Raw genomic sequence first — 20,370 nt, 5'->3', positions numbered from 1 at the left:
AAAAGGTATTTGTACATGTCGACAAAACTGGCTAACCCAGCACCGCTAGGTCTAATGGGTTTCGGTATGACCACTATTCTGCTCAATATTCATAATGCAGGATTTTTCCCAATTGACTCTATGATCCTAGCGATGGGCATCTTTTACGGTGGCCTTAGCCAAGTAATCGTTGGCATCATGTGCTTTAAACGCGGTGATACATTCGGCACAACTGCGTTTACTTCTTACGGTCTATTTTGGCTAACATTGGTTGGTCTAATCGTAATGCCTCACATGGGTCTTCCTGCAAGCCCTGCAAGCTTTATGGGTTGGTACCTAGCGCTTTGGGGCATCTTCACTGGTTTCATGTTTATTGGTTCTCTATGTTACCCAACAGCGAAGCAAGTGGTATTTGGTTCTCTAACTATCCTGTTCTTCTTGCTTGCTGCTCGTGATTTCACTGGTAGCGAAGTGATCGGTGCTATCGCTGGCTTCGAGGGTATCTTCTGTGGCGCAAGTGCAATTTACTTCGCAATGGCGCAAGTACTGAACAACGAATTTGGTCGTGAAGTGTTACCTGTGGGTAAAGCAAAAATCGCTCGTAAAGTTGAAGCGGTTATCGCCTAAGCTGTTACTCATAAAGAAGAAAGGGGGATTAACCATTGGTTAATCCCCCTTTTTTATGTCCTTAATCGGACCACTGCTTTTTCTTATTTATGTGATAACGCTATGTTGATGGTTGCTCAACAGTTTCTGCGCTATTGCTGTCTGCCGTTGGTGCTTTACCTGTTTTACGTCGGTACTTATCTTCCCAGTAATCTGCGCCTTTAATGCCCAGTGCAACAGGGTTAAATGTAAAATCGGTCACACCACGTTTTTGTTGCTCTTCGTAGTCGTTCAATGCTTTGAGTGCAGGCTTCGACATAAAGAAGATGATCAAAATACCGATGATGTTTAGCCACGCCATCAGTCCTACACCTACATCACCCATCGCCCATGCTAAGTTGGCGGTTTTCACGGTTCCGTAGAACACGGATGAAATAATGATGACTTTCAGAATAAACATCAGTCCATTTACTTTGAACGTACGACGAATGTAAGCAATGTTCGTTTCTGCAATGTAGTAGTAAGCCAGAATGGTCGTAAACGCGAAGAAGAATAGAGCGATTGCGATGAATGGTTTACCCACGCCAGGTAGTGCGCTTTCGATCGCCATCTGTGTAAACACAGGGCCATTTGCACCAATATCCGCTGGTAGGTTTTGAACCAGGAATGTACCTTCAATCGCACCATTTACGTTGTACGCGCCAGTGATAAGAATCATGAACGCGGTTGCTGAACACACAAGTAGTGTATCGATGTAAATAGAGAAAGATTGAACAAGACCTTGCTGAGCTGGGTGATCAACACTCGCTGCTGCTGCTGCGTGAGGACCAGTACCTTGACCTGCTTCGTTGGAGTAGACACCACGTTTTACACCCCAGCCGATTGCTGCACCAACGCCTGCCATTGGTGTGAATGCGTCACCAATGATCATGCCGAAAATGCGTGGAACCTCACCAATGTTTAGAAGGATGATGACAAACGCAGTAATGATGTAAGCTAACGCCATAAATGGCACAACGACTTGGGTAAAGTTCGCGATACGCTTTACGCCACCAAAAATGATGAAAGCCAAAATGACACAAACAACCGTACCAGTGAAAATTTTAGCAAAACTGAAGGTACCAATAGCGGTTTCAATCATGTCACCTGAGCCAAATGCGGCTTCTACTGCGTTACCGATACTGTTCGATTGAACGCCAGGAAGTAGAACACCACAAGCAAAGATGGTCGCGATAGCAAAGATCCAAGCGTACCATTTTTGTCCCATTGCTTTCTCAATATAGTAAGCAGGGCCACCACGGAACTCGCCTTCGTCTTCTTCTTTATAAATTTGTGCAAGTGTTGATTCTGCGTATGCGGTTGCAGCGCCAAAGAAGGCTACGACCCACATCCAGAATACGGCGCCTGGGCCACCGAAACCGATAGCAGCAGCAACACCAGCAATGTTACCTGTACCTACACGGCCAGACAGTGAAACGGCAAGTGCCTGAAATGATGATATCCCTTTTGTTGAACTCTTCCCTGAAAGTAATAAGCGCCACATCTCAAAGAAGTGACGAATTTGTACAAAACGCGTCATGATTGAATAGAACAAACCTGCGCCAAGGCACAAATAGATCAGTACCGGGCTCCAAATAATTCCATTCAGAAAATCAACTAATGACTGCATGAGTATTTTCCCTGTTAGTTGTGTTTGTGGTTGTTTTTCACACAATACATTACCCTTTATGTAATGCAATTGTTAACTTTTTTAGCTACAAATCCTTTGTAGCGTGATGATGAACACAGAATGGAGAGTAGTTGTTAAAATTTGGTTCTTGTTGCTTATTTGCTCCTTTTAGGTAGAAGATTTGCTTGATGATTAATTATGCAGCACATTGTCATTTAAATGTGCTGCGATTTTGATGAGTTAAAAATGCCAGTGGTTATGCATTTTGTGGAGCAAGTGTCTGCCTGTTTTTTGTTCAGTCATGTCCTCAGGCGTAACGACAAAGGTTAAGCTCCGCATTATCCATCACTTTTGTTTTTTCACCTTTCATTACGCTTGCTAGCAATTGACCTGAACCACAAGCCATCGTCCAACCCAGAGTTCCGTGTCCGGTGTTAGTAAAAAGGTTATCGTATTTAGTCGCGCCGATAATTGGTGTGCCATCAGGCGTCATTGGCCTAAAGCCGCTCCAAAACTCAGCTTGGCTGAAGTCACCACAACGAGGAAAAAGATCACGGATGACCATTTCGATGGTGTTTTTGCGCTTTTGTGGAAGGGAAGCATCAAACCCTGCTAATTCTGCGGTGCCAGCTACGCGAATTCGGTCATCAAATCGAGTCATAGCGACTTTATAGGTTTCATCCATCACAGTAGATCGAGGAGAGAAGTGTTCATCTTCCATCGGGATGGTGAGTGAATAGCCTTTGACAGGGTAGACCGGAATATCAATATCGAGTTGCTTGAGTAGCGCTGTAGAGTAGCTGCCAGAGGCCACCACATATTGGTCTGCTTTAAATTGTCCTCGGTTCGTTTGGACACCTATGATCTTTTTACCTACTGTAACCCAATTGCTTACTTCAGTATCGAACTCAAATCGGACACCGTGTGCCTTAGCAAGCTCCGTTAGTTGTTGGCAAAATTGATGGCAATCGCCCGTTTCGTCATCAGGTAGATGCAAGCCACCAACCAGTTTGTCTTTCACAAGTGCAAGCCCTGGCTCTTGTTCAATACATTGTTCGACGTCCATTAGCTTAAATCGGGTTCCGCTTTGTTCAAGGAGCTGCATGTCCTTTTCAATAGCTTGCAGCTGTTGATGTGTTCGGAATACTTGCAAGGTCCCAAACTGACGTCCTTGATACTTAATGGCGTGTTCTTGGCGTAACTGTTCTAAGCAAATACGGCTGTGGTTAGCGATCGAAAGCATGCGAGCCTTGTTAACTTGATAGCGAGGTAGGGTGCAGTTCGCGACCATTTTACTCGCCCAGCGGATCATGTCGGCATTCAGAGTGGGTTTGATTTTAAGTGGAGCATGCTCCTCCATTAACCACTTAATGGCTTTAACAGGAACACCAGGCGCAGCCCAAGGCGAAGAATAGCCATATGAGATCTGCCCGGCATTGGCGAAGCTCGTTTCCATGGCACTGCTTGGTTGGCGGTCAATGACGGTAACTTGATAGCCTGCTTGAGATAAATACCAAGCAGAGGTTAAGCCGATAACGCCGCTGCCTAATACGATGACTTCCATTGATGCACTCCACACATTTATCAGAGTGCTCAGTTTCTTTTCTTTACCTTTTGTTAACAATCGATATAAATTACACACAGCGTTTAGAAAAACTATAGGCTCAAGGATGAAAAGTAATCTGATAAGTGGCTTGTGTCTATTTAGCCAAGTCGCGGAGTACAACAGCTTTACTGGTGCTGCAAGACATTTACACCTCACCACTGGTGCCATAAGCCAACAAATTATTCATTTGGAAGCGTTATTAGGTTTTACTTTATTTGAACGCCACTCTCGCGGTACTCGTTTAACCGTAAAAGGCACTCAGTTACACCAAGCGACGCAGTTTCACTTTTCGGAACTGAGCAAATTGCTTGATGAGCTCAAAGTAGAAAAACAAACCAATGAAATTCGTTTGAAGTTGACGCCTTCTTTTGCTTTCAAATGGTTAGTCCCAAAGCTCGAAAGCTTCCATCATGATAATCCGGATATCCAAGTACAAATCTTTGCGGAAGGTGCGCTGGTAAATAGTGAGATAAAAGACTATGACGTCGCAATTGACTATGGTCTTCATCCTTATAGAAATGCTAACGCGGAGCTGATTTTGGATGAGCATCTGCTGCCGGTGATGAGTCCAAAATACCTTGAGGATCATGGCTGGCTAAAAACATTGTTTGGTGAACAAAAAACCTCAATGCCAGTGAAGCAATGGCAAGAGGCGACGCTACTACACGATGCGATGCCATGGGAAAAAGCGACGCGTGACTATGAGTGGCTATATTGGGCGTCAGCGATGGGGTTGGATTTTAAAACCGATATCGGACACTTTTTTAATCGAACGGATATGGCGATGTCTGCAGCCGAAGCAGGCGTTGGGATTGCGATGGCACGAATGGCACTGATTGAGGATGAATTGACGACAGAGCGTTTGGTTTCTCCATTCAAACCGATTCCTGCCAATGCAGGGTATTACTTGATCATGAACACACGTACGAATGCGACAGAAACGTTTCGTCACTGGTTACTTGGACAGTTGAATTAGCGTTTTATCTCTGTGATTCATCCCTACGTTATTTGTTGAAAAATTGGGCAATATAAGTTTTAAGCAAGGTAAGTGCTTTGCTTGCCGCTATTTGAGTGATGAAAGACAGGGAAGAACATGAAAGACGAAACGCTATCCATCCATTTTGGTTACGAAACTGACCCTACCACTAAATCTGTCGCGACGCCGATTTATCAAACAGTCGCGTACGAGTTTGACAACGCGCAGCATGGTGCTGATCTGTTTAACTTGGAAGTGCCGGGGAATATCTACACTCGCATCATGAATCCGACTAATGACGTGCTGGAAAAACGCATGGCAGCGTTAGAAGGCGGCATTGCTGGATTGGTCGTGAGTGCGGGGAGTGCAGCGATTAACTATGCGATTCTGACGTTAGCGCAAGCGGGCGATAACATCGTTTCTACGCCGCAACTTTATGGCGGTACTTATACCTTGTTTGCGCACATGCTCCCAAATCAAGGTATTCAGGTGAAGTTTGCTAAAGATGACAAGCCAGAAAGTTTGGCCGAATTAATTGATGAAAATACCAAAGCGGTGTACTGCGAGAGCATTGGGAACCCTGCGGGCAATATCATCGATTTAGAACGTGTGGCGGAGCTTGCTCATGCACAAGGCGTACCTGTGATTGTGGATAACACCGTTGCGACGCCAGTGCTTTGCAAACCCATCGAATTTGGTGCGGATATCGTAGTTCACTCTCTCACTAAATACGTTGGTGGGCATGGCACCACATTAGGTGGCGTGATTGTGGATTCCGGTAAATTCCCTTGGGCACAGCACAAAGACCGCTTTCCTGTTTTCAACCAACCAGAACCTTCTTACCACGGCGTGGTGTATACCGAAGCGTTTGGTGAGGCGGCATTTATCGGGCGTGCGCGTACCGTACCACTGCGTAATACCGGAGCAGCATTATCACCGATGAATGCATTTATGCTTATGCAAGGGTTAGAAACGTTACCGCTGCGTATGGAGCGCCATACCGAGAACACACTCAAAGTGGCTGAATTCTTGGAACAGAATGACAAAGTCAGTTGGGTAAATTATGCCGGATTGCCAAGTTCTGAACACTTCCATCTCGCCGAAAAATACATGAAAGGTAAGCCTTCTGCGATTTTGTCGTTTGGTTTAAAAGATGGTTATGACGCTGGTGTGCGTTTTTATGATGCTTTGAAAATCTTTAAGCGTTTGGTGAACATTGGCGATGCAAAATCATTGGCTTGCCATCCTGCATCGACGACTCATCGTCAATTGAGCGAAGCAGAACAAAAACAAGCTGGTGTGTCTCCAGAGATGATTCGTTTATCGGTGGGTATTGAACATATTGACGATATTCTAGCCGATTTAGAACAGGCACTAAACTCGTAAAACGATTCTGTTTTTAGCTTTGGGTTACCCATAGGCCAGCCTTTAAAAAAGCTGGCCTATTTTTATTTTATTGTTTAAATATCAAGGGTTTTGGTGTTTTTGGTTTGTGGCATTCCAAAAGCTCATAGAGGGTGAGATTTATTCTCTTGTCACGTTTGGGTTTGTTCCTGATGATGTGTGCAAGTATTACACATTGGAAGGGACTCAAATGTCTTACGTATTTCACCGTCATTGCCATGCCACGCTACCAATCATCGATAGAGGTGAAGGTGTTTATCTATTCGATAAGCATGGAAAGCAGTATCTCGATGCTTGTGGTGGGGCTGCGGTATCAAACCTTGGCCACAGTCATCAAGCCGTTAAAAAAGCGATGTTGGAACAGATCGAGCGAGTGCCGTTTGCTCATACTGGATTTTTTACTAGTGATAACAGTGAGCGCCTAGCAGAATTGGTTTGTCAGCACATGCCTGAACAGTTCAACCATGTGTATTTAGTCAGTGGCGGATCAGAAGCGGTGGAGTCGGCACTAAAAATGGCGCGGCAGTATTTCGTGGAATCAGGTAAGCCAGAGAAAAAGCAATTCATCGCGCGTCAGCAAAGTTATCACGGCAATACCTTGGGGGCTTTGGCTGTCGGAGGTAATGAATGGCGACGTGAACCGTTCAAACCCATCTTACACCCGAGCCATCATATCGCCCCTTGCTATGCTTATCGTTATCAGCAGAGTCATGAGTCGGAATTGGATTACTCATTGCGAGCGGCGAATGAGCTAGAGGCAAAAATTCTTGAGTTGGGGGCTGATAATGTCATGGCTTTTGTCGCCGAGCCCATTGTGGGAGCCACCGCTGGAGCTGTGCCTGCCACACAAGGTTATTTCAAGCGTATTCGCGAAATATGCGACCAATACGATGTGTTATTGATCTTGGATGAAGTCATGTGTGGCGTTGGACGCAGTGGTAGTTTTTTTGCGTTTGAGCAAGAAGAGGCAGACCCCGATCTGGTGTGTATGGCTAAAGGGCTTGGTGCGGGTTATCAACCTATTGGCGCGGTGGTTGCGAATGATCGAGTCTACCAAGCTATTGCCGGTGGAAGCGGTTTTTTCCAACATGGCCATACCTTTATGGCGCACCCTGTGGCGTGCGCTGCTGCCGTGGCAACCATTCAAACCATCTTCCAAGATGATTTATTAACGGCGGTGAATCAGCAAAGTGCTTTGCTGCGTAATGAGCTTACTTCTGAATTGGCCCATTTACCGTACATTGGCGACATTCGTGGTAAAGGCTTATTTTTTGGCATTGAGCTGGTGGCGGATAAAGAAAGCAAGGCGCCTCTGAGTAAAGCCACATTGGCAGACAAACGCATCAAACAGCAAGCAATGGAAAATGGCTTAATGTGCTACCCAATGGGAGGAACGATTGATGGCGTTAATGGGCACCATATCTTGCTTGCACCGCCATTCATTATTCAGCCTCACCATATTGATGAGCTAGTTGGCAAACTCTCATTAACGCTAAAAGAGGTAGCGAAGGAATGGAATTAGAAAATCGATCTATACGAGAGCCTATCGCTATTATCGTGGCCCCAAACGGTGCAAGAAAAACTAAGTACGATCACGCCAGCTTACCCATGACAACAGACGAACTGGTTGCAGAGGCTATCGCTTGTCAAACGGCAGGGGCTGCCATGATCCATTTGCATGCTAGAGACGCCAACGGACGTCATTCATTAGACATCGACGACAACATGACAATTTACCATGCCGTGAAAGAAGCAGTGGGACAAAACATGATGGTACAGCTCACCACAGAGGCGGTGGGCTTGTATTCTCCGCCACAACAGATGGCGTTAGTTAAAGCTGTGAAACCAGAAGCGGCTTCTTTCGCATTGAGGGAGTTAATCCCTGATCGAGCAAGTGAGAAAGAAGGGCATACCTTTTTCCATTGGGTGGCAGAAAACAACATCGTGAGCCAAATTATTCTCTACGATGCAACCGACATTGAACGTTATTTCCAACTGCGTGATACGGGCGTGTTACCTAAAACGCATCAGCATGCATTAGTGGTGTTAGGGCGTTATCACCAAGCTCAACAGTCTTCGCCATGGGATTTACGAGGTTTGAATTTGGCGCGTTTTGTCGAGGAAGAAATTCGATGTGCCATTTGTGCTTTTGGCGCGCGAGAGCAAGACTGTTTAGCGAGTGCGATGTTACTTGGATTCGATGTGAGAGTGGGGTTTGAGAATAACCACGTCGATGTGGCAGGCGAATTAGCAATCAGTAACGTGGCTCAGGTGGAAGCTCTACGCGATGTGGCGCATCGCTTTGCGATTCCTTTACACAGTGCGCAAAGTTTGCGTTCAGCTTTGAAGTAAATCTGCTCGCGGAAAAGAAAAAAAGAAGAAAGGAAAGTAAAAAGGCTCCATCGGAGCCTTTTCGGTATTTGTCGTTAGTTCTCAGTTTGCGCTACAGGTTGACGAGCGGGATGTTTGATAAACACCGCGACAACAGCCGCTATCGCTAATGCAAAACAGTAGTAAGAATTGGCAACTACTTCAAGTGGCGAGAGGTTGAATACGGAACCTAGCAGCAGTACTTGAGCACCGTAAGGCAACACGCCTTGCACCACGCATGAGAAAATGTCTAACAAGCTTGCTGAGCGGCGAGGAGAGACATTATTCTCTTCCGCCAGTTGGCGAGCAACGCTGCCCGATACAATGATGGCTACGGTGTTGTTTGCCGTACAGCCATTGACCATTGATACCAAACCTGCAATACCTAGCTCGCTTGCACGACTGTTCGCATGCTTAGAGTGACTAGAGCCAAACGCGTGGATAAGGCTACTAACGAAATTTGTTAGAAAAGCAAGACCACCTTGGCGACGCATCAGTTCACTCAAACCACCAATCAGCATGGATAACAAGAAGATCTCTTGCATGTTACCAAAGCCTTTGTATACGTCTTGGGCTAGATTAGTTAGTCCGTAATTGTCAATCGATGCCAAGCTCACGCCGCCAGCCAAAAGAATGCCAATCGACAGAACCACAAACACATTCACACCAGATACCGCTAGGATCAAAATAGTGATGTACGGCAAGACTTTTAGCCACTCAATATCGCCAGTTTCAGGCACTTGAGTCGCGGTACTGTTGAAAGCGAACACTGCAATCGCGATCAACGCCGCAGGTAAAGCAATACGAATGTTCTCTTTAAACTTGTCTTTCATCTCACAACCTTGAGAGCGTGTCGCCGCGATGGTGGTGTCAGAGATGATAGAAAGGTTATCACCAAACATAGCCCCGCTCAGCACAACGCCTGCGGTTAACGGTAAGCTCATTCCTGCTGATTCAGCAATCCCCAACGCTACGGGGGCAACGGCTGCGATGGTACCCATCGAAGTCCCCATTGCTGTTGCGATAAAAGCAGAAATCAGAAAAATGCCCGGTAAAATCATGCTGGTTGGAATAGCGGATAAACCAAGGTTCACTGTTGCATCAACACCACCAGAGGCTTTTGCTACCGCAGCAAAGGCACCTGCAAGCAGATAGATCATACACATTGCGATGATGTCTGGGTGGCCAACACCACGCATGAAGTGTTCGATTGAGCGGTTAAGTTTCTCTTTACTTAAAAGAAACGCAATGATGATGGCTGGTAATACCGCGATGGGTGCAGGCAGCTGGTAGAAGGCAAATTCCACGCCTTGCAAAGATAAGTAAGTGCCTACGCCAATAAATAGCGCAAGAAATACAATTAATGGGATCAGTGCGACCGCAGACGGTGCAACTGTTTTAGTAGTTTGTTGGGAACCGGACATGTAAACGACAATGTTAATGATAAGAGAGAAGAGCAGACTAATATCACATTTATACATTGTCAACGTCTAGACGTCTAAATGGCTGTTTAAATTTTACACGTAAAGAAAAAGATAAAAGCTCGTGTTGCGTATCTCACTGATACCACGAGCTTTAGTTATGCGCTAATGAAGAGACTGTCGTTATTGCATTGATTTGGCTTTTTTGCGTTTAACAATACCTAAAACCATCCACGTAAATAAGACAGCAGCAAATGCCCATACCAGATATTTGTATTCGGCGTACAGGTTGCTCAACACGCTTAAATGTTCAAATGCAAAGTGAGTTAACAAGCTGAATACCAATACCCAAACCGTCGCCGCGAGGGCGTTACCGAGCAAAAACTCTCTACGTGGCATTTTCGCGATACCGCATGCAAGAGGCATAAATTGCTTCATTCCTTCAATAAAGCGGCTGACGACCAAGCACGTAGGGCCGTATTTCTGGATCGTCAATTGAAGCGTTTGCATCTTAGGGCCGGAAATGTAGCCTTTTTTATCTAACCACCCCTCAAAGTAATAACCGATTAAGTAGCCACAGGTATTACCAAAAAAGCAGCTCAGCCACGATACCATCATTACCATACTTAGGTTCATGACTTGCTCTGACGAGAGCAAAGATGCCGCGATCATCAGTGATTGACCAGGCATCGGGATACCTATCCCTTCTAGAAATATACTGACAATCAGCGCAACGTAGCCGTATTGCTCAAGCAAAGGCTTCATTGACATGAGAAGTTCGTTAATATGTTCCAAAAGCTTTCCCCTAATAAAAGCGGAACGAAGTTGGAGTGATACTCCGAATGTCCTATTGGGTCAATTCTTGTTTCTCACCATTGAGAAAAACTGACATGCCTCTGATAATTGCGCAGAATCAACCTGCAGCTGGCTTTACTCGCCGCCACGCTCTTTGGTAGCGGCGAATTAGGGAGATCCTTATGACTCTTTGGCTTTGGTGAATGCGCCATACAAATCAAGGCGGCGATGACGTAAGTTGGTGACAGAGCCTTCGGTATTAAGCTGTTTCAACTTAGTCAAATCAACATCAGCGAAGATTATCATTTCGGTGTTGGCGCTTGCTTCTGTTAAGGTCGCATCGTGTGGAAAATAGATATCCGACGGTGAAAATACGGCAGATTGTGCGTACTGGATATCGACATTATCAACACGAGGTAAGTTGCCGACACTGCCCCCAATTGCAACGTAGCATTCGTTTTCGATGGCTCGTGATTGGGAACAGATTCGTACTCGTTGGTAGCCATTTTTTGTGTCTGTCCAGAAAGGAACGAACACAATTTGTGCGCCTTGCTCGGCGAGCATTCTTCCCAACTCTGGGAACTCGCTGTCATAACAAATCAGTATGCCGACTTTGCCTGCATCGGTTTCGAACACCTGAACATTGTCGCCACCGTCGATCACCCAGTCTTTTTGCTCATGGGGCGTGATGTGAATCTTATATTGAGCGTTTATTTCACCATCTCGTTGCAGCAAGTAGGCCACATTATACAACTTGCCATCCTCGATGACGGGCATACTGCCTGCAATAATGTTGATGTTGTAGGTGACTGCCATCTGCGAGAAGCGGTTTTTGATCTCTTCTGTAAAGCTAGCCAAAAAGCGAATTGCTTCGACGGAGTTTTGGTCGTTTTGCAATCCCATCAGCGGCGCGTTAAAGAATTCAGGGAATAGGGCGAAATCGGCTTTGTAGTTCGCAAGAGAAGAGATGAAGAACTCAGCCTGATCGAGCAAGTCCTCTAAGTCATTCATGGCGCGCATTTGCCATTGCACAACACCAATCCGAATCAGTGTTTTTTCTACATCGTGTACGGATTGAATATCCTCTTCGTAGAAAAAGTTATCCCACTCCAGCAGAGTTGCGTAGCCTTTAGAAGCACTGTCCTCTGGCAAGTAACCACGCATAATACGTTTGACATCGAAGTCGTTTGCAAGCTGAAAAGACAAAATAGGATCGTGAAGCTCACGGCGCTTTATTTTGTCGATGTATTCAGCCACGCTCAATTCGTCAGCATATTTGTGGTAATTCGGGATGCGACCACCGGCTAAAATTGCTTTGAAGTTTTTACTCCGGCAAAGTTCTTTACGCGCATCATACAGACGGCGACCTAAACGCAGTCCACGGTAGTCCGGGTGAACAAATACATCGAGACCATACATGGCGTCACCGGTCACTTGGTTTTGGATGACGTTGTTCTCGGTGATGATGTCGGTGTATAGGTGAGGAAGTGAAAATCGGTTGTAGTCCACTTTGATTGTTAGCGCTGCGCCGACAATTTTTCCGTTATCCTCAATACAGATTTGTCCATCAGGAAACTGATGAATGAGATCCATGATGGTCAGGCGTGGCCATGAGCCACCAACATCAGGAAAAACAAGGTCCATTAATTCCGCGAGCTCTGGGTAATCGGTCGGCTCAATGGTGCGTAAAGAGAGTCTTGGCGTGTTGCTGTCCATATCCTACTATCCATTTATCCTTTTTAAATAGTATGGATGAGAATGCCATAAATTTGAGCAGACAGATACCGAAGTCTTTGAGTTGTTTTGGTTTACCTAAACGAGCTTAAAGAAACAACATTAACTTAGTTTGCTCTTCAGCCATTCGTGAAACACCGCTACTTTTTTAGCCGAAAGTCGATAATTTGGAATCATCACGTAATAACCATAACCGCTCTGTAAAGAAAGGTTGAGAACATGCTGAATGTCCCCTCTTAAAATCGAATACTGCGCCATAAAATCGGGAAGCAAGGCGAGCCCTTTTCCCATTCTGACAGCTTCGCAAGCTAGGTAAAAATGTTCGACGCCTACAGGTTGATAGGTAACGGGAGATTCTACAGTGTAGACCGCTTTAAATTGCTCCCATAGCTGAGGGCGAGTGATTTGAGGTATAAACGGATAATTACTAACAGCGTGCACACTCTCAATTACAGGAGCATTTGTGCAACCGACTAATAACAATGTTTCTTCGCACAGTAAGTGGCTGTATTCATAATTTGTGGATAATGGAAGGCAGCGAATATGTAAGTCACTTTCGTTGCTCGAATCTTTGACGTTCCCATCCCCGGTACAGACTCTTACTCGGATGTTAGGATGTTGCTGGTGGAAGTCATCAATATTAGGTATCAACCAAAGACTGGCAAAAGAAGGGGTTACGTCCACGGTGAGTAATTCTTGCTTTGAATCTGACTGGATTAAGTTGGCAGTTGCATGCTGAATAAGCTCCAAAGCTTCTGTGACTTGCGGCAGATAACGCTTGCCTTCTTCGGTTAACTCAATACCACTCGCCCCTCTTTGTATTAAAGGTAAACCCACCAATTGCTCCAGCGATGCGATTTGTTTGCTTACTGCGCTTTGCGTAATACATAGTGCATCCGCTGCTTTAGAGAAACTGAGGTAATTAGAGACCGCGACAAACGTCCTTAATGCTCGAATAGAAGGGTATTCACTGCCTTTTAACATACTTCAGTTCCATTAAACTCTGCTTAGGCAAAGAGTAGAGTATTCACGGCTTGAAGCAAAGTAAGATGCAACGTATGTGTGATTAGCTTCCTTTATTATAAAAACTAGCTAAGCATTTTTTTTTGACTGATTAATCTATAAGAGTATTTTAGATGTTTATTTAATTTCTTTGAAAAATCTACAAATTAACAAGAATCTTTTTCACATCAGAGATTAACCTCAATTTAGTATTGTTTATATAAAGTAAACAGACAGCTCTTTTTTCTATTTTTGTTCGGCGATCTTTAGAGGATTGTCAGTATTCTATAAAATTAAATATATTTTTCATTAATTTAAAGTTGGCATTGCATTTGCTCTTTACTATTCGAACCTTCAATGGAACTTATATTAGGAGAACGAAATGAAAAGCAATGTTGTTACTTTGATTAGCCTTTTTTCTTTAGCAACGTTTAGTACTTTATCACATGCTGCGGACTCCAACGATCATGGTGTATATGTTGGCGCCAACTACGGTTACTTAAAAGTTGATGGACAAGATGACTTTGATGATGACAGCGATGTTATTCAAGGTTTAGTTGGTTACCGTTTTAATCCTTACTTAGCGTTGGAAGGTGGTTACATTGATTTCGGTAGCTATGGTAATAACCTAGCAAATGCCGAAACGGACGGCTATACAGCGGCTCTAAAAGTTACTGCTCCCATTGCTGATCGTGTCGACCTTTACGCAAAAGGCGGTCAAATGTGGTACTCGACGGATTACAACGTTGCGGGCTTCCAAGGCAACAAAGATGATGAAGGTGTATTCGCTGGTGCCGGTGTTGGTTTTAAAGTTACTGATAACTTCTTAGTTAACGCAGAATATATGTGGTACGACGTAGAACTCAATGCGGAGAATGTCGCGAACGGTGCAAACACGGAAACAGACTTTAACCAAGCATCACTAGGTGTAGAGTATCGCTTCTAATATAGTTAGCCGTGCTGGACTCAATAAAAGTGCGAAGCAAAATAGCTTCGCACTTTTATTATTTATCATTCAAATAATTTAAGACCGATGAAGCGTATATATAAAACGATGGCTAATTTATTTTATTGTTACTCCAGGGTATTTAATACGTTACTAGCATGACTGTCTAGCCTTTTTACTAACCTTGAAAAACAAAGCTTTATTGCTCTACAAGTAATATTAGATAGGTTAATTTCCGCATTGCCTGACATTACATTTATGTGGCCTATAATACCGCGTACGTGTTCGTTACGTTCATTTTTTAGCTCTGAAATTAGCTAATTGAACCCAAGTAGCAAGGCCTACGGTCGCATCTGTTGTATTATATGACCCAGACCTGAAATTCTTAGTAAAGTCAAAGTTGAAGAGACTATTTTACTTACCCAACCATCAGTCATCCGAGCGTTATATCTCTTGTTGAAGTCAAGAAATACGTTGCGTTCTAGATAAGTTTAAGGCTTAGATTGTAGTGCCGATCACTCATTACTTGTAGCGTTATTGACATAACCCGGAACAGATTTTTTCCTAGTCCATGAGCGTGGAAGTCGATACCAGAACCTCCTTCTAACCGATACTCAATGCCCCCGTGAATGAATGGCCAAAGAGGAGACATAGGAACTGGAGTTGCATCATGAGTGCATTATTTAATTTCCATACAAGTCAGAGTCTATATAACCAAATAAGTTACATTGGCTGTTCACGTAGTAGTCATCGTTTTCTTCATCATCAATTGAAAAAGCAAAGTACTTAAGAGGGTTCTCAGTGTCACAAGCAAGGTTAGCCATGTTATTTTTTACGTAATCCTCTATTTTATAACCATCAAAGCTTCCTTCCCAAATAATAGTACTTTCATCATTGCTGAGTTCTGCGACTAAAACAATAGTTACATAGCGATCAATGAGATGAGTGCTTATGACGTCTTTATTTTCATAGACTGGAGAAAACTCAAAGCGACCAGTACTGTCTGTGAATGTTGATAAGTCTATTGATTTCCCTGACATGCTTAAACCAATACTAAGGCTAACCTTTAGGCTACTAAGTGGTTTTCCTTTCTTTGTTAACACACCATTGATTTGCGGTGTGTATTGATTAACGTGTTCGTCATTCAATTTACTTTCTTCAAAATTCATTACAATGCTCACTAATATGACTGTAATAATTCCAGCAACTTAATTTTTCACAACAATATTTTCATTTTGAAATTTAAAAATCTATATATGTTGTGTTTCTGTTCAATATCTAAGGTTAACTTTGTGATTAGAGTTACATTATTTTTTGTAACTACTGTTTGTAGTCATTACATCTATAGAGTTGTAATGAAACAAGCGAGTAGGGACTAACAATGAATACATCAATCAATTCATCGAGGGAGATGAGTATAGACTTTAGACTTAGATCTAGTTATCTCTTAGAAAGGATAGGTAAGCAGAAGACTTTTAAGTTGCAGGGCTTTTAGTACCATGCTTTCTGCCTTTTTGATTAGTACTTATGAACTTCTTGTTTACTGATTAATACTCAACGAGTTTGTAAACCTACATGGGCCAAAGGTATGCGGTAATCCATGTAGTAAGATTTCAGAAAGCATGAATGTTTGAAAAAAGAGACTATTTTAGTTGATACAAAAAAGGCCACCCGAAGGTGGCCTTTTCCAAACGTTTGGTGGAGCTGGCGGCATCTGAAACTGTTTTTTATCTCAATGATTTTAAATGAAAAATTTCATTTTAGCTTTTGCTTTGGGTAACTTGTTGGGTACTAAAAGAAAAAGTGGGTCAGATTTAAGAAATGTGATCTATGTTGAGTTTAGTCACCCATGTGAGAGTGTTCTGTTCTCCCAACTCTTTTTTAGAATAGGTGAAGATTATCTAAATAGAGAAATCTTCATCTCGAAACACCTCACATTCTCGTCTTACATGAGGTTTCTTGCGAATTATCCTTTTTGGACGATGACACTCGCCAATGAGTTGGGTTTGTTTTTGAACATAGCTTTCTTTTTTTAATCTTCCTACAAGTACATCAGTCCATTTCTCTACCATTCTAAGACGATATTTTTGTGTATTGACCACTCTTTTGGCGATGAACGGTGTCTCATAGCCAGAATCTTCAAGAAAGTTAGATATAGCTTTGTCATTGAATCCTTGTTGCTTTTTGAACTTAGCTATGTTGTGGATTTGCATCAGGTACAGAGCTTCTTTGCGGTTCGCTTTACCTTCAAAGCTTCCGTCTAAAAAAGTACTAAGACAAAGCTCGATAATTGCGGACAAATTTTCACTGTTACGGAGTTCCTTACTTGAGAAGCCAAGTTTAGTTCCAATGGCATCAAGTTTGTCTAGTGCGACATTTGACACATGAATTCTCTTGGTTACGAGTCCTGAATCTTTTCTTCTTTGTGTTACATATTGTTGTCTTATAGCTGCATCACTTCTACGTTTCATAATCAATTCTCGTTCCTTATTACATCCTTTACGCTACACGATTTTTCCATCTATTTAAATGCATTTTCAATGTGAGACTCACATAATAATGTTTTAATTTACTGTTTTATAGTGCTTTTTAAGTTGTGAGTCTCACTTTTTTTTATGATGACTTGTGAGGCTCACAAGGTGGTTTCTGTAGTTTGATACGATAGCACCATTATTTGAAAAAGAGACAAAAGACATGGCGAATGAGAGATATATGAAAATTGGAGAGGTGTTAGAAAGAACTTCGTATAGCAGAGCTCAGATCTATCGCTTGATGAAATCAGGAGAGTTTCCAAGTTCATATCGACTTTCGAAAAACCGAGTCGCATGGAAAGAATCTGAAGTGGATGCTTGGGTTGAAGAGCGCCAAAGTATTTTTCTATTACCACAATTAGATAAAGGGCAAAAGCTACTCGAAGAGGTATGGAGAAGATGAAACTAGACATATTCTTATCTGGAAGCAGATTAGAAGAGTGTGATTGGTTAATGAGCGAGTACGAAGCCTATTTAGAGAACGATTATCGTATTAAGCTGCTCAGAAAAATGGCTGATCATGTCTATGAGAGTCGTGGTCAAAGATACGGTTGTGGTCGATTGCATGAATTGGCAGATAAGCTTGAGTCTTGCAATGAAGGTTTATACGAGTGTAAGAGTGTGGCATGTAAAAAATGCAATCGTCAGTTTAAAATAGAACGTGTTAACAACATCATTGCTTCAATCTTACTTGACCAAGAGCAAGCAATGGGTACTGAATATGGTATCTATACTATTATTCAATACTCGCGTGGAGTCGATGCATATGACTTCGTCAATTATGATATCCCTAAAGATAAAGACAGATTGAGAAAGTTATTATCTAGATGTGGTATCAGTGGTCCGGTATTGGGGGCGTTCGAGTTAGATTTTCATGATTCGCCACAAAAATGGTTACCTCATTACCATGTTCTTATGCGTAAATCGGGTAATGAAGAGGCAATTGAACGGCTAGGAGAGAAGTTATCGAAGTTACACCCTAAGCATATCAAACAGAATAGACAAGCTAGACCATTTATGAAGCAGGAGTTTAGAGATCCTCTCAAGCAGTTGAGTTATTTACATAAGTTGGCTTGCTTTGAAGTTCGGGATTATCAATCGTTTTGGGGTAAGAATCTGACTAAGAAGTATCGGCTTAACAAATTGATGTTCTGTGAATCACTTTGTTGGTTAGATGAGCAAGACAGAAGAACGTTGCCATTTCAATGGCATGCGAGAGCATGGTTAAAGAAGTCCAAAGTGTAATCTGCGATTTTTGTTGACTACACGAACACCACCTATTTTGAGGGCTTAAATAGGTAGTTTTAAGAAAACCCAACACAACACTAGTTGACTATTAAATGTGTTCTAGTCAAAAGGTGTCCATTTTAAATTTATTCATTTAACGGGCGCATTCGCGCTGCGTTTCTTTTTGCTTATAGTCCATTAAGTTAACAAATTGCTTAGGGGAGTTCCCATATGTTTCCTTAAATTTTTTGCAAAAGTAAGATGCGCTAGAAAAACCTGTTAGGTGAGCTACCTTTTTTATAGGATGTTTTTTCTTCAATAGTAAATAAGCTGCTTTATTCATTCTTGCTGAAAGTATCAAGTCTGATAACGTCGTTTTTTCTTGAGATATCCTCCTCATAAGTGTAGCTTTTGACATATTAAGGTTTTTGGATATTTCTTCTGCTGTCCAACGATGTTGGATTTGTTTAGATATTAGACGATGAATACGTTCAGATATAGAGTCAGTTCTTTTAATATCAAGTTTTTTTAGAGTTCTAAAAGCATCTCTATTTATTAATTCTTGTAGAAAATTAGTGTGTTCGAAAATTCCATTTTGAACATGAATTAACGAGTCGATATAAGGTTTCATTTTATTAAAAGCATAGTTATCATAATCCATGTCACACATTACTAAATATAAATAAAAGTCATCGGATAACTCTTCTTTCAACGAAAAATTTATTAATGCATTTGAGGGTAACTGAATCAAAGCTTCACCCTCGATCACGATGACGCATCCTGGGTATGAGATAGCTCCGAAAAAACCAGTAAGTTTAATTATATGTTTTGACTTAGATACAAAGCTTCCGGTATCTTTGGTTTTTAAATTTACTTTTATCTTTCTTATCTTAAACATGTTCTTTATTCGTTGTGTTCATCTTTCTTTCTAGCTGTGCCCAGCTTACTGGAGGAGAATAAAAGTATCCTTGAACCAGAACATCACGGTTCTTCACGACGTCGTGCTGATAAGAGGTTTCAACACCTTCTAAAATAATACCTTTCTTGGCGTAAGGAGATATTACTCTCAATAGATAGTTTATTGCATTAATATCATCGCAGTTATGATGAAGGAAAGACTTGTCTACTTTAATGTAATCCCAATCTATAAACCCTAATGATATGTTAGCAATATTGTTTCTATGATAATAATCATCTAATAACAATCCTACGCCAGAGCGCTTTAATAATCTGATACTACTTTGTAAACGGCCGCAATTTACATCACAGTCGATATCTGTAATTTCAATATCAAAGTTAACGTCACGTTCATTTAAGAGACTTTGTAAAAAAAAACTATCCTTTAAACATGATAAAGTGATATTAACAGTTATGGGAATACGGACTTTTAGCTTACTGCAAAACCTAATCTGAGCTAGCGCGACCATTTTTATGAACTCTTGATCAATTTCAGAGAAAAACGTTTCGTTGTATAAAGATTCACCGGAATCATTCAAGACTTTAGACAAGATCTCAAGATGCCTTACTTTCCTCTGCTTCAAATTGATTATTGGTTGAAACAAAAACTCAAGCTTAACAAATGAAGCATCGGTTCTTACGATGACTCCAGTATCCGTATAGTTATATTCGTACATATTATTCTTACACTGAACTGATGTTGTTTTTCGTATCATCTATATGCATAACTTTTCCGTCTACTAAGCGCGTTGATCTTACAAAAGATTGAGTTGATATTTTCATTATTAACAAAACGTCATAATCCTGACGCACAAGAATAAGTTGAAATAACAAAACGATATGCTGTTTATTTACAGCCTTCTTAGAGACTCGATTGATACGGTTAAAATGTGACTTCGGTTCAGAGATTGCGTTAAATTTTTCTATTTTGCTTGATAATGATCTCGATTTGTTACCGGTATCACATTTTTAGCCAAATTGACGAGTATCAAGTTCTACTTGGATTGGTTAGTAAAGAAAGATTGATTGCTCTTGCTTGTGATCGTTTAATCAACTAACAGATTCTAACTAAGCCTTATAATGTTAATATTTAACGGTATTTCACTCCATATAAAGCTGTCAGATGTTCTTTTTGAAACGTTGTCGT

The 20,370-nt window shown here is 42.1% G+C and carries 18 protein-coding genes; 8 read left to right on the top strand and 10 right to left on the bottom strand.

Translation table 11 applies throughout. The features are described from left to right. Nucleotides 1-15 precede the first annotated feature (15 nt). Complete coding sequence (locus R8N46_RS15605; protein ID WP_005381682.1) at nt 16-606, top strand: acetate uptake transporter; 591 nt, start codon at nt 16-18, stop codon at nt 604-606. A gap of 100 nt (nt 607-706) precedes the next feature. Here the strand turns inward: R8N46_RS15605 and R8N46_RS15600 are convergent, their stop codons facing one another. Together R8N46_RS15600 and R8N46_RS15595 are read right to left on the bottom strand one after the other, a co-directional pair. After that, a complete protein-coding gene (locus R8N46_RS15600; protein WP_005381681.1) occupies nt 707-2,254 on the bottom strand; it encodes an alanine/glycine:cation symporter family protein in 1,548 nt (515 codons plus the stop codon). A 307-nt stretch (nt 2,255-2,561) separates the two neighbouring features. Further along, nucleotides 2,562-3,818 carry a D-amino acid dehydrogenase gene (locus R8N46_RS15595; protein ID WP_115385753.1) on the bottom strand — a complete coding sequence of 419 codons (1,257 nt, stop codon included), beginning with the start codon at nt 3,816-3,818 and terminating at the stop codon, nt 2,562-2,564. A 106-nt stretch (nt 3,819-3,924) separates the two neighbouring features. Between R8N46_RS15595 and R8N46_RS15590 the strand changes: the two genes are divergently transcribed. From R8N46_RS15590 to R8N46_RS15575, 4 genes are all read left to right on the top strand, one after another. Further along, entirely contained in the window at nt 3,925-4,836 is a 912-nt protein-coding gene (locus R8N46_RS15590; protein ID WP_104978830.1) for a LysR substrate-binding domain-containing protein, read from the top strand. Between the two features lie 117 nt (nt 4,837-4,953). Continuing rightward, the gene (locus R8N46_RS15585; RefSeq protein ID WP_054575082.1) at nt 4,954-6,222 is read left to right on the top strand and encodes an O-acetylhomoserine aminocarboxypropyltransferase/cysteine synthase family protein; all 1,269 of its coding nucleotides are present in this window, start codon (nt 4,954-4,956) and stop codon (nt 6,220-6,222) included. A 208-nt stretch (nt 6,223-6,430) separates the two neighbouring features. Beyond that, nucleotides 6,431-7,762 carry an aspartate aminotransferase family protein gene (locus R8N46_RS15580; RefSeq protein ID WP_054575103.1) on the top strand — a complete coding sequence of 444 codons (1,332 nt, stop codon included), beginning with the start codon at nt 6,431-6,433 and terminating at the stop codon, nt 7,760-7,762. Beyond that, nucleotides 7,753-8,592 (top strand): 3-keto-5-aminohexanoate cleavage protein, encoded by an 840-nt coding sequence (locus R8N46_RS15575; RefSeq protein WP_053350252.1) that lies wholly within the window; start codon nt 7,753-7,755, stop codon nt 8,590-8,592. The genes R8N46_RS15580 and R8N46_RS15575 overlap by 10 nt, the downstream gene beginning before the upstream one ends. 74 nt (nt 8,593-8,666) lie before the next feature. Here the strand turns inward: R8N46_RS15575 and R8N46_RS15570 are convergent, their stop codons facing one another. The 4 genes from R8N46_RS15570 to R8N46_RS15555 all read right to left on the bottom strand — a co-directional run bounded on the left by R8N46_RS15570 (nt 8,667) and on the right by R8N46_RS15555 (nt 13,544). After that, complete coding sequence (locus R8N46_RS15570; protein ID WP_017635705.1) at nt 8,667-10,034, bottom strand: Na+/H+ antiporter NhaC family protein; 1,368 nt, start codon at nt 10,032-10,034, stop codon at nt 8,667-8,669. A 180-nt stretch (nt 10,035-10,214) separates the two neighbouring features. Further along, nucleotides 10,215-10,802 (bottom strand): DedA family protein, encoded by a 588-nt coding sequence (locus tag R8N46_RS15565; RefSeq protein ID WP_169628874.1) that lies wholly within the window; start codon nt 10,800-10,802, stop codon nt 10,215-10,217. Nucleotides 10,803-11,006: 204 nt separating this feature from the next. Further along, the gene (locus tag R8N46_RS15560; protein ID WP_005381670.1) at nt 11,007-12,542 is read right to left on the bottom strand and encodes a bifunctional GNAT family N-acetyltransferase/carbon-nitrogen hydrolase family protein; all 1,536 of its coding nucleotides are present in this window, start codon (nt 12,540-12,542) and stop codon (nt 11,007-11,009) included. Nucleotides 12,543-12,662: 120 nt separating this feature from the next. Further along, complete coding sequence (locus R8N46_RS15555; protein WP_213972473.1) at nt 12,663-13,544, bottom strand: LysR family transcriptional regulator; 882 nt, start codon at nt 13,542-13,544, stop codon at nt 12,663-12,665. A gap of 400 nt (nt 13,545-13,944) precedes the next feature. Between R8N46_RS15555 and R8N46_RS15550 the strand changes: the two genes are divergently transcribed. Then, a complete protein-coding gene (locus R8N46_RS15550) occupies nt 13,945-14,508 on the top strand; it encodes a porin family protein (protein WP_005381668.1) in 564 nt (187 codons plus the stop codon). Nucleotides 14,509-15,191: 683 nt separating this feature from the next. On the opposite strand, the gene R8N46_RS15545 is transcribed toward R8N46_RS15550, so the two are convergent. Together R8N46_RS15545 and R8N46_RS15540 are read right to left on the bottom strand one after the other, a co-directional pair. Further along, entirely contained in the window at nt 15,192-15,677 is a 486-nt protein-coding gene (locus R8N46_RS15545; protein WP_213972474.1) for a DUF6795 domain-containing protein, read from the bottom strand. 732 nt (nt 15,678-16,409) lie between these two features. Further along, nucleotides 16,410-16,979: a hypothetical protein gene (locus R8N46_RS15540; protein WP_152913481.1), complete on the bottom strand. Its 570-nt coding sequence runs from the start codon at nt 16,977-16,979 to the stop codon at nt 16,410-16,412. A gap of 241 nt (nt 16,980-17,220) precedes the next feature. Here R8N46_RS15540 and R8N46_RS15535 point away from each other — a divergent pair, with 241 nt between their 5' ends. Both R8N46_RS15535 and R8N46_RS15530 read left to right on the top strand, forming a co-directional pair. After that, complete coding sequence (locus R8N46_RS15535) at nt 17,221-17,442, top strand: helix-turn-helix transcriptional regulator (RefSeq protein WP_005492292.1); 222 nt, start codon at nt 17,221-17,223, stop codon at nt 17,440-17,442. Next, entirely contained in the window at nt 17,439-18,284 is an 846-nt protein-coding gene (locus R8N46_RS15530; RefSeq protein WP_005455952.1) for a hypothetical protein, read from the top strand. Before R8N46_RS15535 ends, R8N46_RS15530 begins: the two co-directional genes overlap by 4 nt. Nucleotides 18,285-18,420: 136 nt before the next feature. On the opposite strand, the gene R8N46_RS15525 is transcribed toward R8N46_RS15530, so the two are convergent. After that, nucleotides 18,421-19,164 carry a helix-turn-helix transcriptional regulator gene (locus tag R8N46_RS15525; protein WP_005456003.1) on the bottom strand — a complete coding sequence of 248 codons (744 nt, stop codon included), beginning with the start codon at nt 19,162-19,164 and terminating at the stop codon, nt 18,421-18,423. Next, nucleotides 19,157-19,900, bottom strand: a complete 744-nt coding sequence (locus tag R8N46_RS15520) for an EAL domain-containing protein (protein ID WP_072828895.1) — start codon at nt 19,898-19,900, stop codon at nt 19,157-19,159. The genes R8N46_RS15525 and R8N46_RS15520 overlap by 8 nt, the downstream gene beginning before the upstream one ends. Nucleotides 19,901-20,370 lie beyond the last annotated feature (470 nt).

The sequence above is a fragment of the Vibrio sp. 1874 genome, from assembly GCF_033344395.1.
In the GTDB taxonomy this organism is placed as follows: domain Bacteria; phylum Pseudomonadota; class Gammaproteobacteria; order Enterobacterales; family Vibrionaceae; genus Vibrio; species Vibrio alginolyticus.
This window is presented reverse-complemented; position numbering and strand designations above follow the sequence as displayed.

What these genes read in the sequence shown, in the direction of transcription:
- R8N46_RS15550 (WP_005381668.1), top strand. Translation starts at nt 13,945, where the DNA reads ATGAAAAGCAATGTTGTTACTTTGATTAGCCTTTTTTCTTTAGCAACG.
- R8N46_RS15575 (WP_053350252.1), top strand. Translation starts at nt 7,753, where the DNA reads ATGGAATTAGAAAATCGATCTATACGAGAGCCTATCGCTATTATCGTG.
- R8N46_RS15590 (WP_104978830.1), top strand. Translation starts at nt 3,925, where the DNA reads ATGAAAAGTAATCTGATAAGTGGCTTGTGTCTATTTAGCCAAGTCGCG.
- R8N46_RS15565 (WP_169628874.1), bottom strand. Translation starts at nt 10,802, where the DNA reads ATGTCAATGAAGCCTTTGCTTGAGCAATACGGCTACGTTGCGCTGATT.
- R8N46_RS15600 (WP_005381681.1), bottom strand. Translation starts at nt 2,254, where the DNA reads ATGCAGTCATTAGTTGATTTTCTGAATGGAATTATTTGGAGCCCGGTA.
- R8N46_RS15530 (WP_005455952.1), top strand. Translation starts at nt 17,439, where the DNA reads ATGAAACTAGACATATTCTTATCTGGAAGCAGATTAGAAGAGTGTGAT.
- R8N46_RS15540 (WP_152913481.1), bottom strand. Translation starts at nt 16,979, where the DNA reads ATGAAACGTAGAAGTGATGCAGCTATAAGACAACAATATGTAACACAA.
- R8N46_RS15545 (WP_213972474.1), bottom strand. Translation starts at nt 15,677, where the DNA reads ATGAATTTTGAAGAAAGTAAATTGAATGACGAACACGTTAATCAATAC.
- R8N46_RS15520 (WP_072828895.1), bottom strand. Translation starts at nt 19,900, where the DNA reads ATGTACGAATATAACTATACGGATACTGGAGTCATCGTAAGAACCGAT.
- R8N46_RS15555 (WP_213972473.1), bottom strand. Translation starts at nt 13,544, where the DNA reads ATGTTAAAAGGCAGTGAATACCCTTCTATTCGAGCATTAAGGACGTTT.
- R8N46_RS15595 (WP_115385753.1), bottom strand. Translation starts at nt 3,818, where the DNA reads ATGGAAGTCATCGTATTAGGCAGCGGCGTTATCGGCTTAACCTCTGCT.
- R8N46_RS15560 (WP_005381670.1), bottom strand. Translation starts at nt 12,542, where the DNA reads ATGGACAGCAACACGCCAAGACTCTCTTTACGCACCATTGAGCCGACC.
- R8N46_RS15585 (WP_054575082.1), top strand. Translation starts at nt 4,954, where the DNA reads ATGAAAGACGAAACGCTATCCATCCATTTTGGTTACGAAACTGACCCT.
- R8N46_RS15570 (WP_017635705.1), bottom strand. Translation starts at nt 10,034, where the DNA reads ATGTCCGGTTCCCAACAAACTACTAAAACAGTTGCACCGTCTGCGGTC.
- R8N46_RS15605 (WP_005381682.1), top strand. Translation starts at nt 16, where the DNA reads ATGTCGACAAAACTGGCTAACCCAGCACCGCTAGGTCTAATGGGTTTC.
- R8N46_RS15525 (WP_005456003.1), bottom strand. Translation starts at nt 19,164, where the DNA reads ATGTTTAAGATAAGAAAGATAAAAGTAAATTTAAAAACCAAAGATACC.
- R8N46_RS15535 (WP_005492292.1), top strand. Translation starts at nt 17,221, where the DNA reads ATGAAAATTGGAGAGGTGTTAGAAAGAACTTCGTATAGCAGAGCTCAG.
- R8N46_RS15580 (WP_054575103.1), top strand. Translation starts at nt 6,431, where the DNA reads ATGTCTTACGTATTTCACCGTCATTGCCATGCCACGCTACCAATCATC.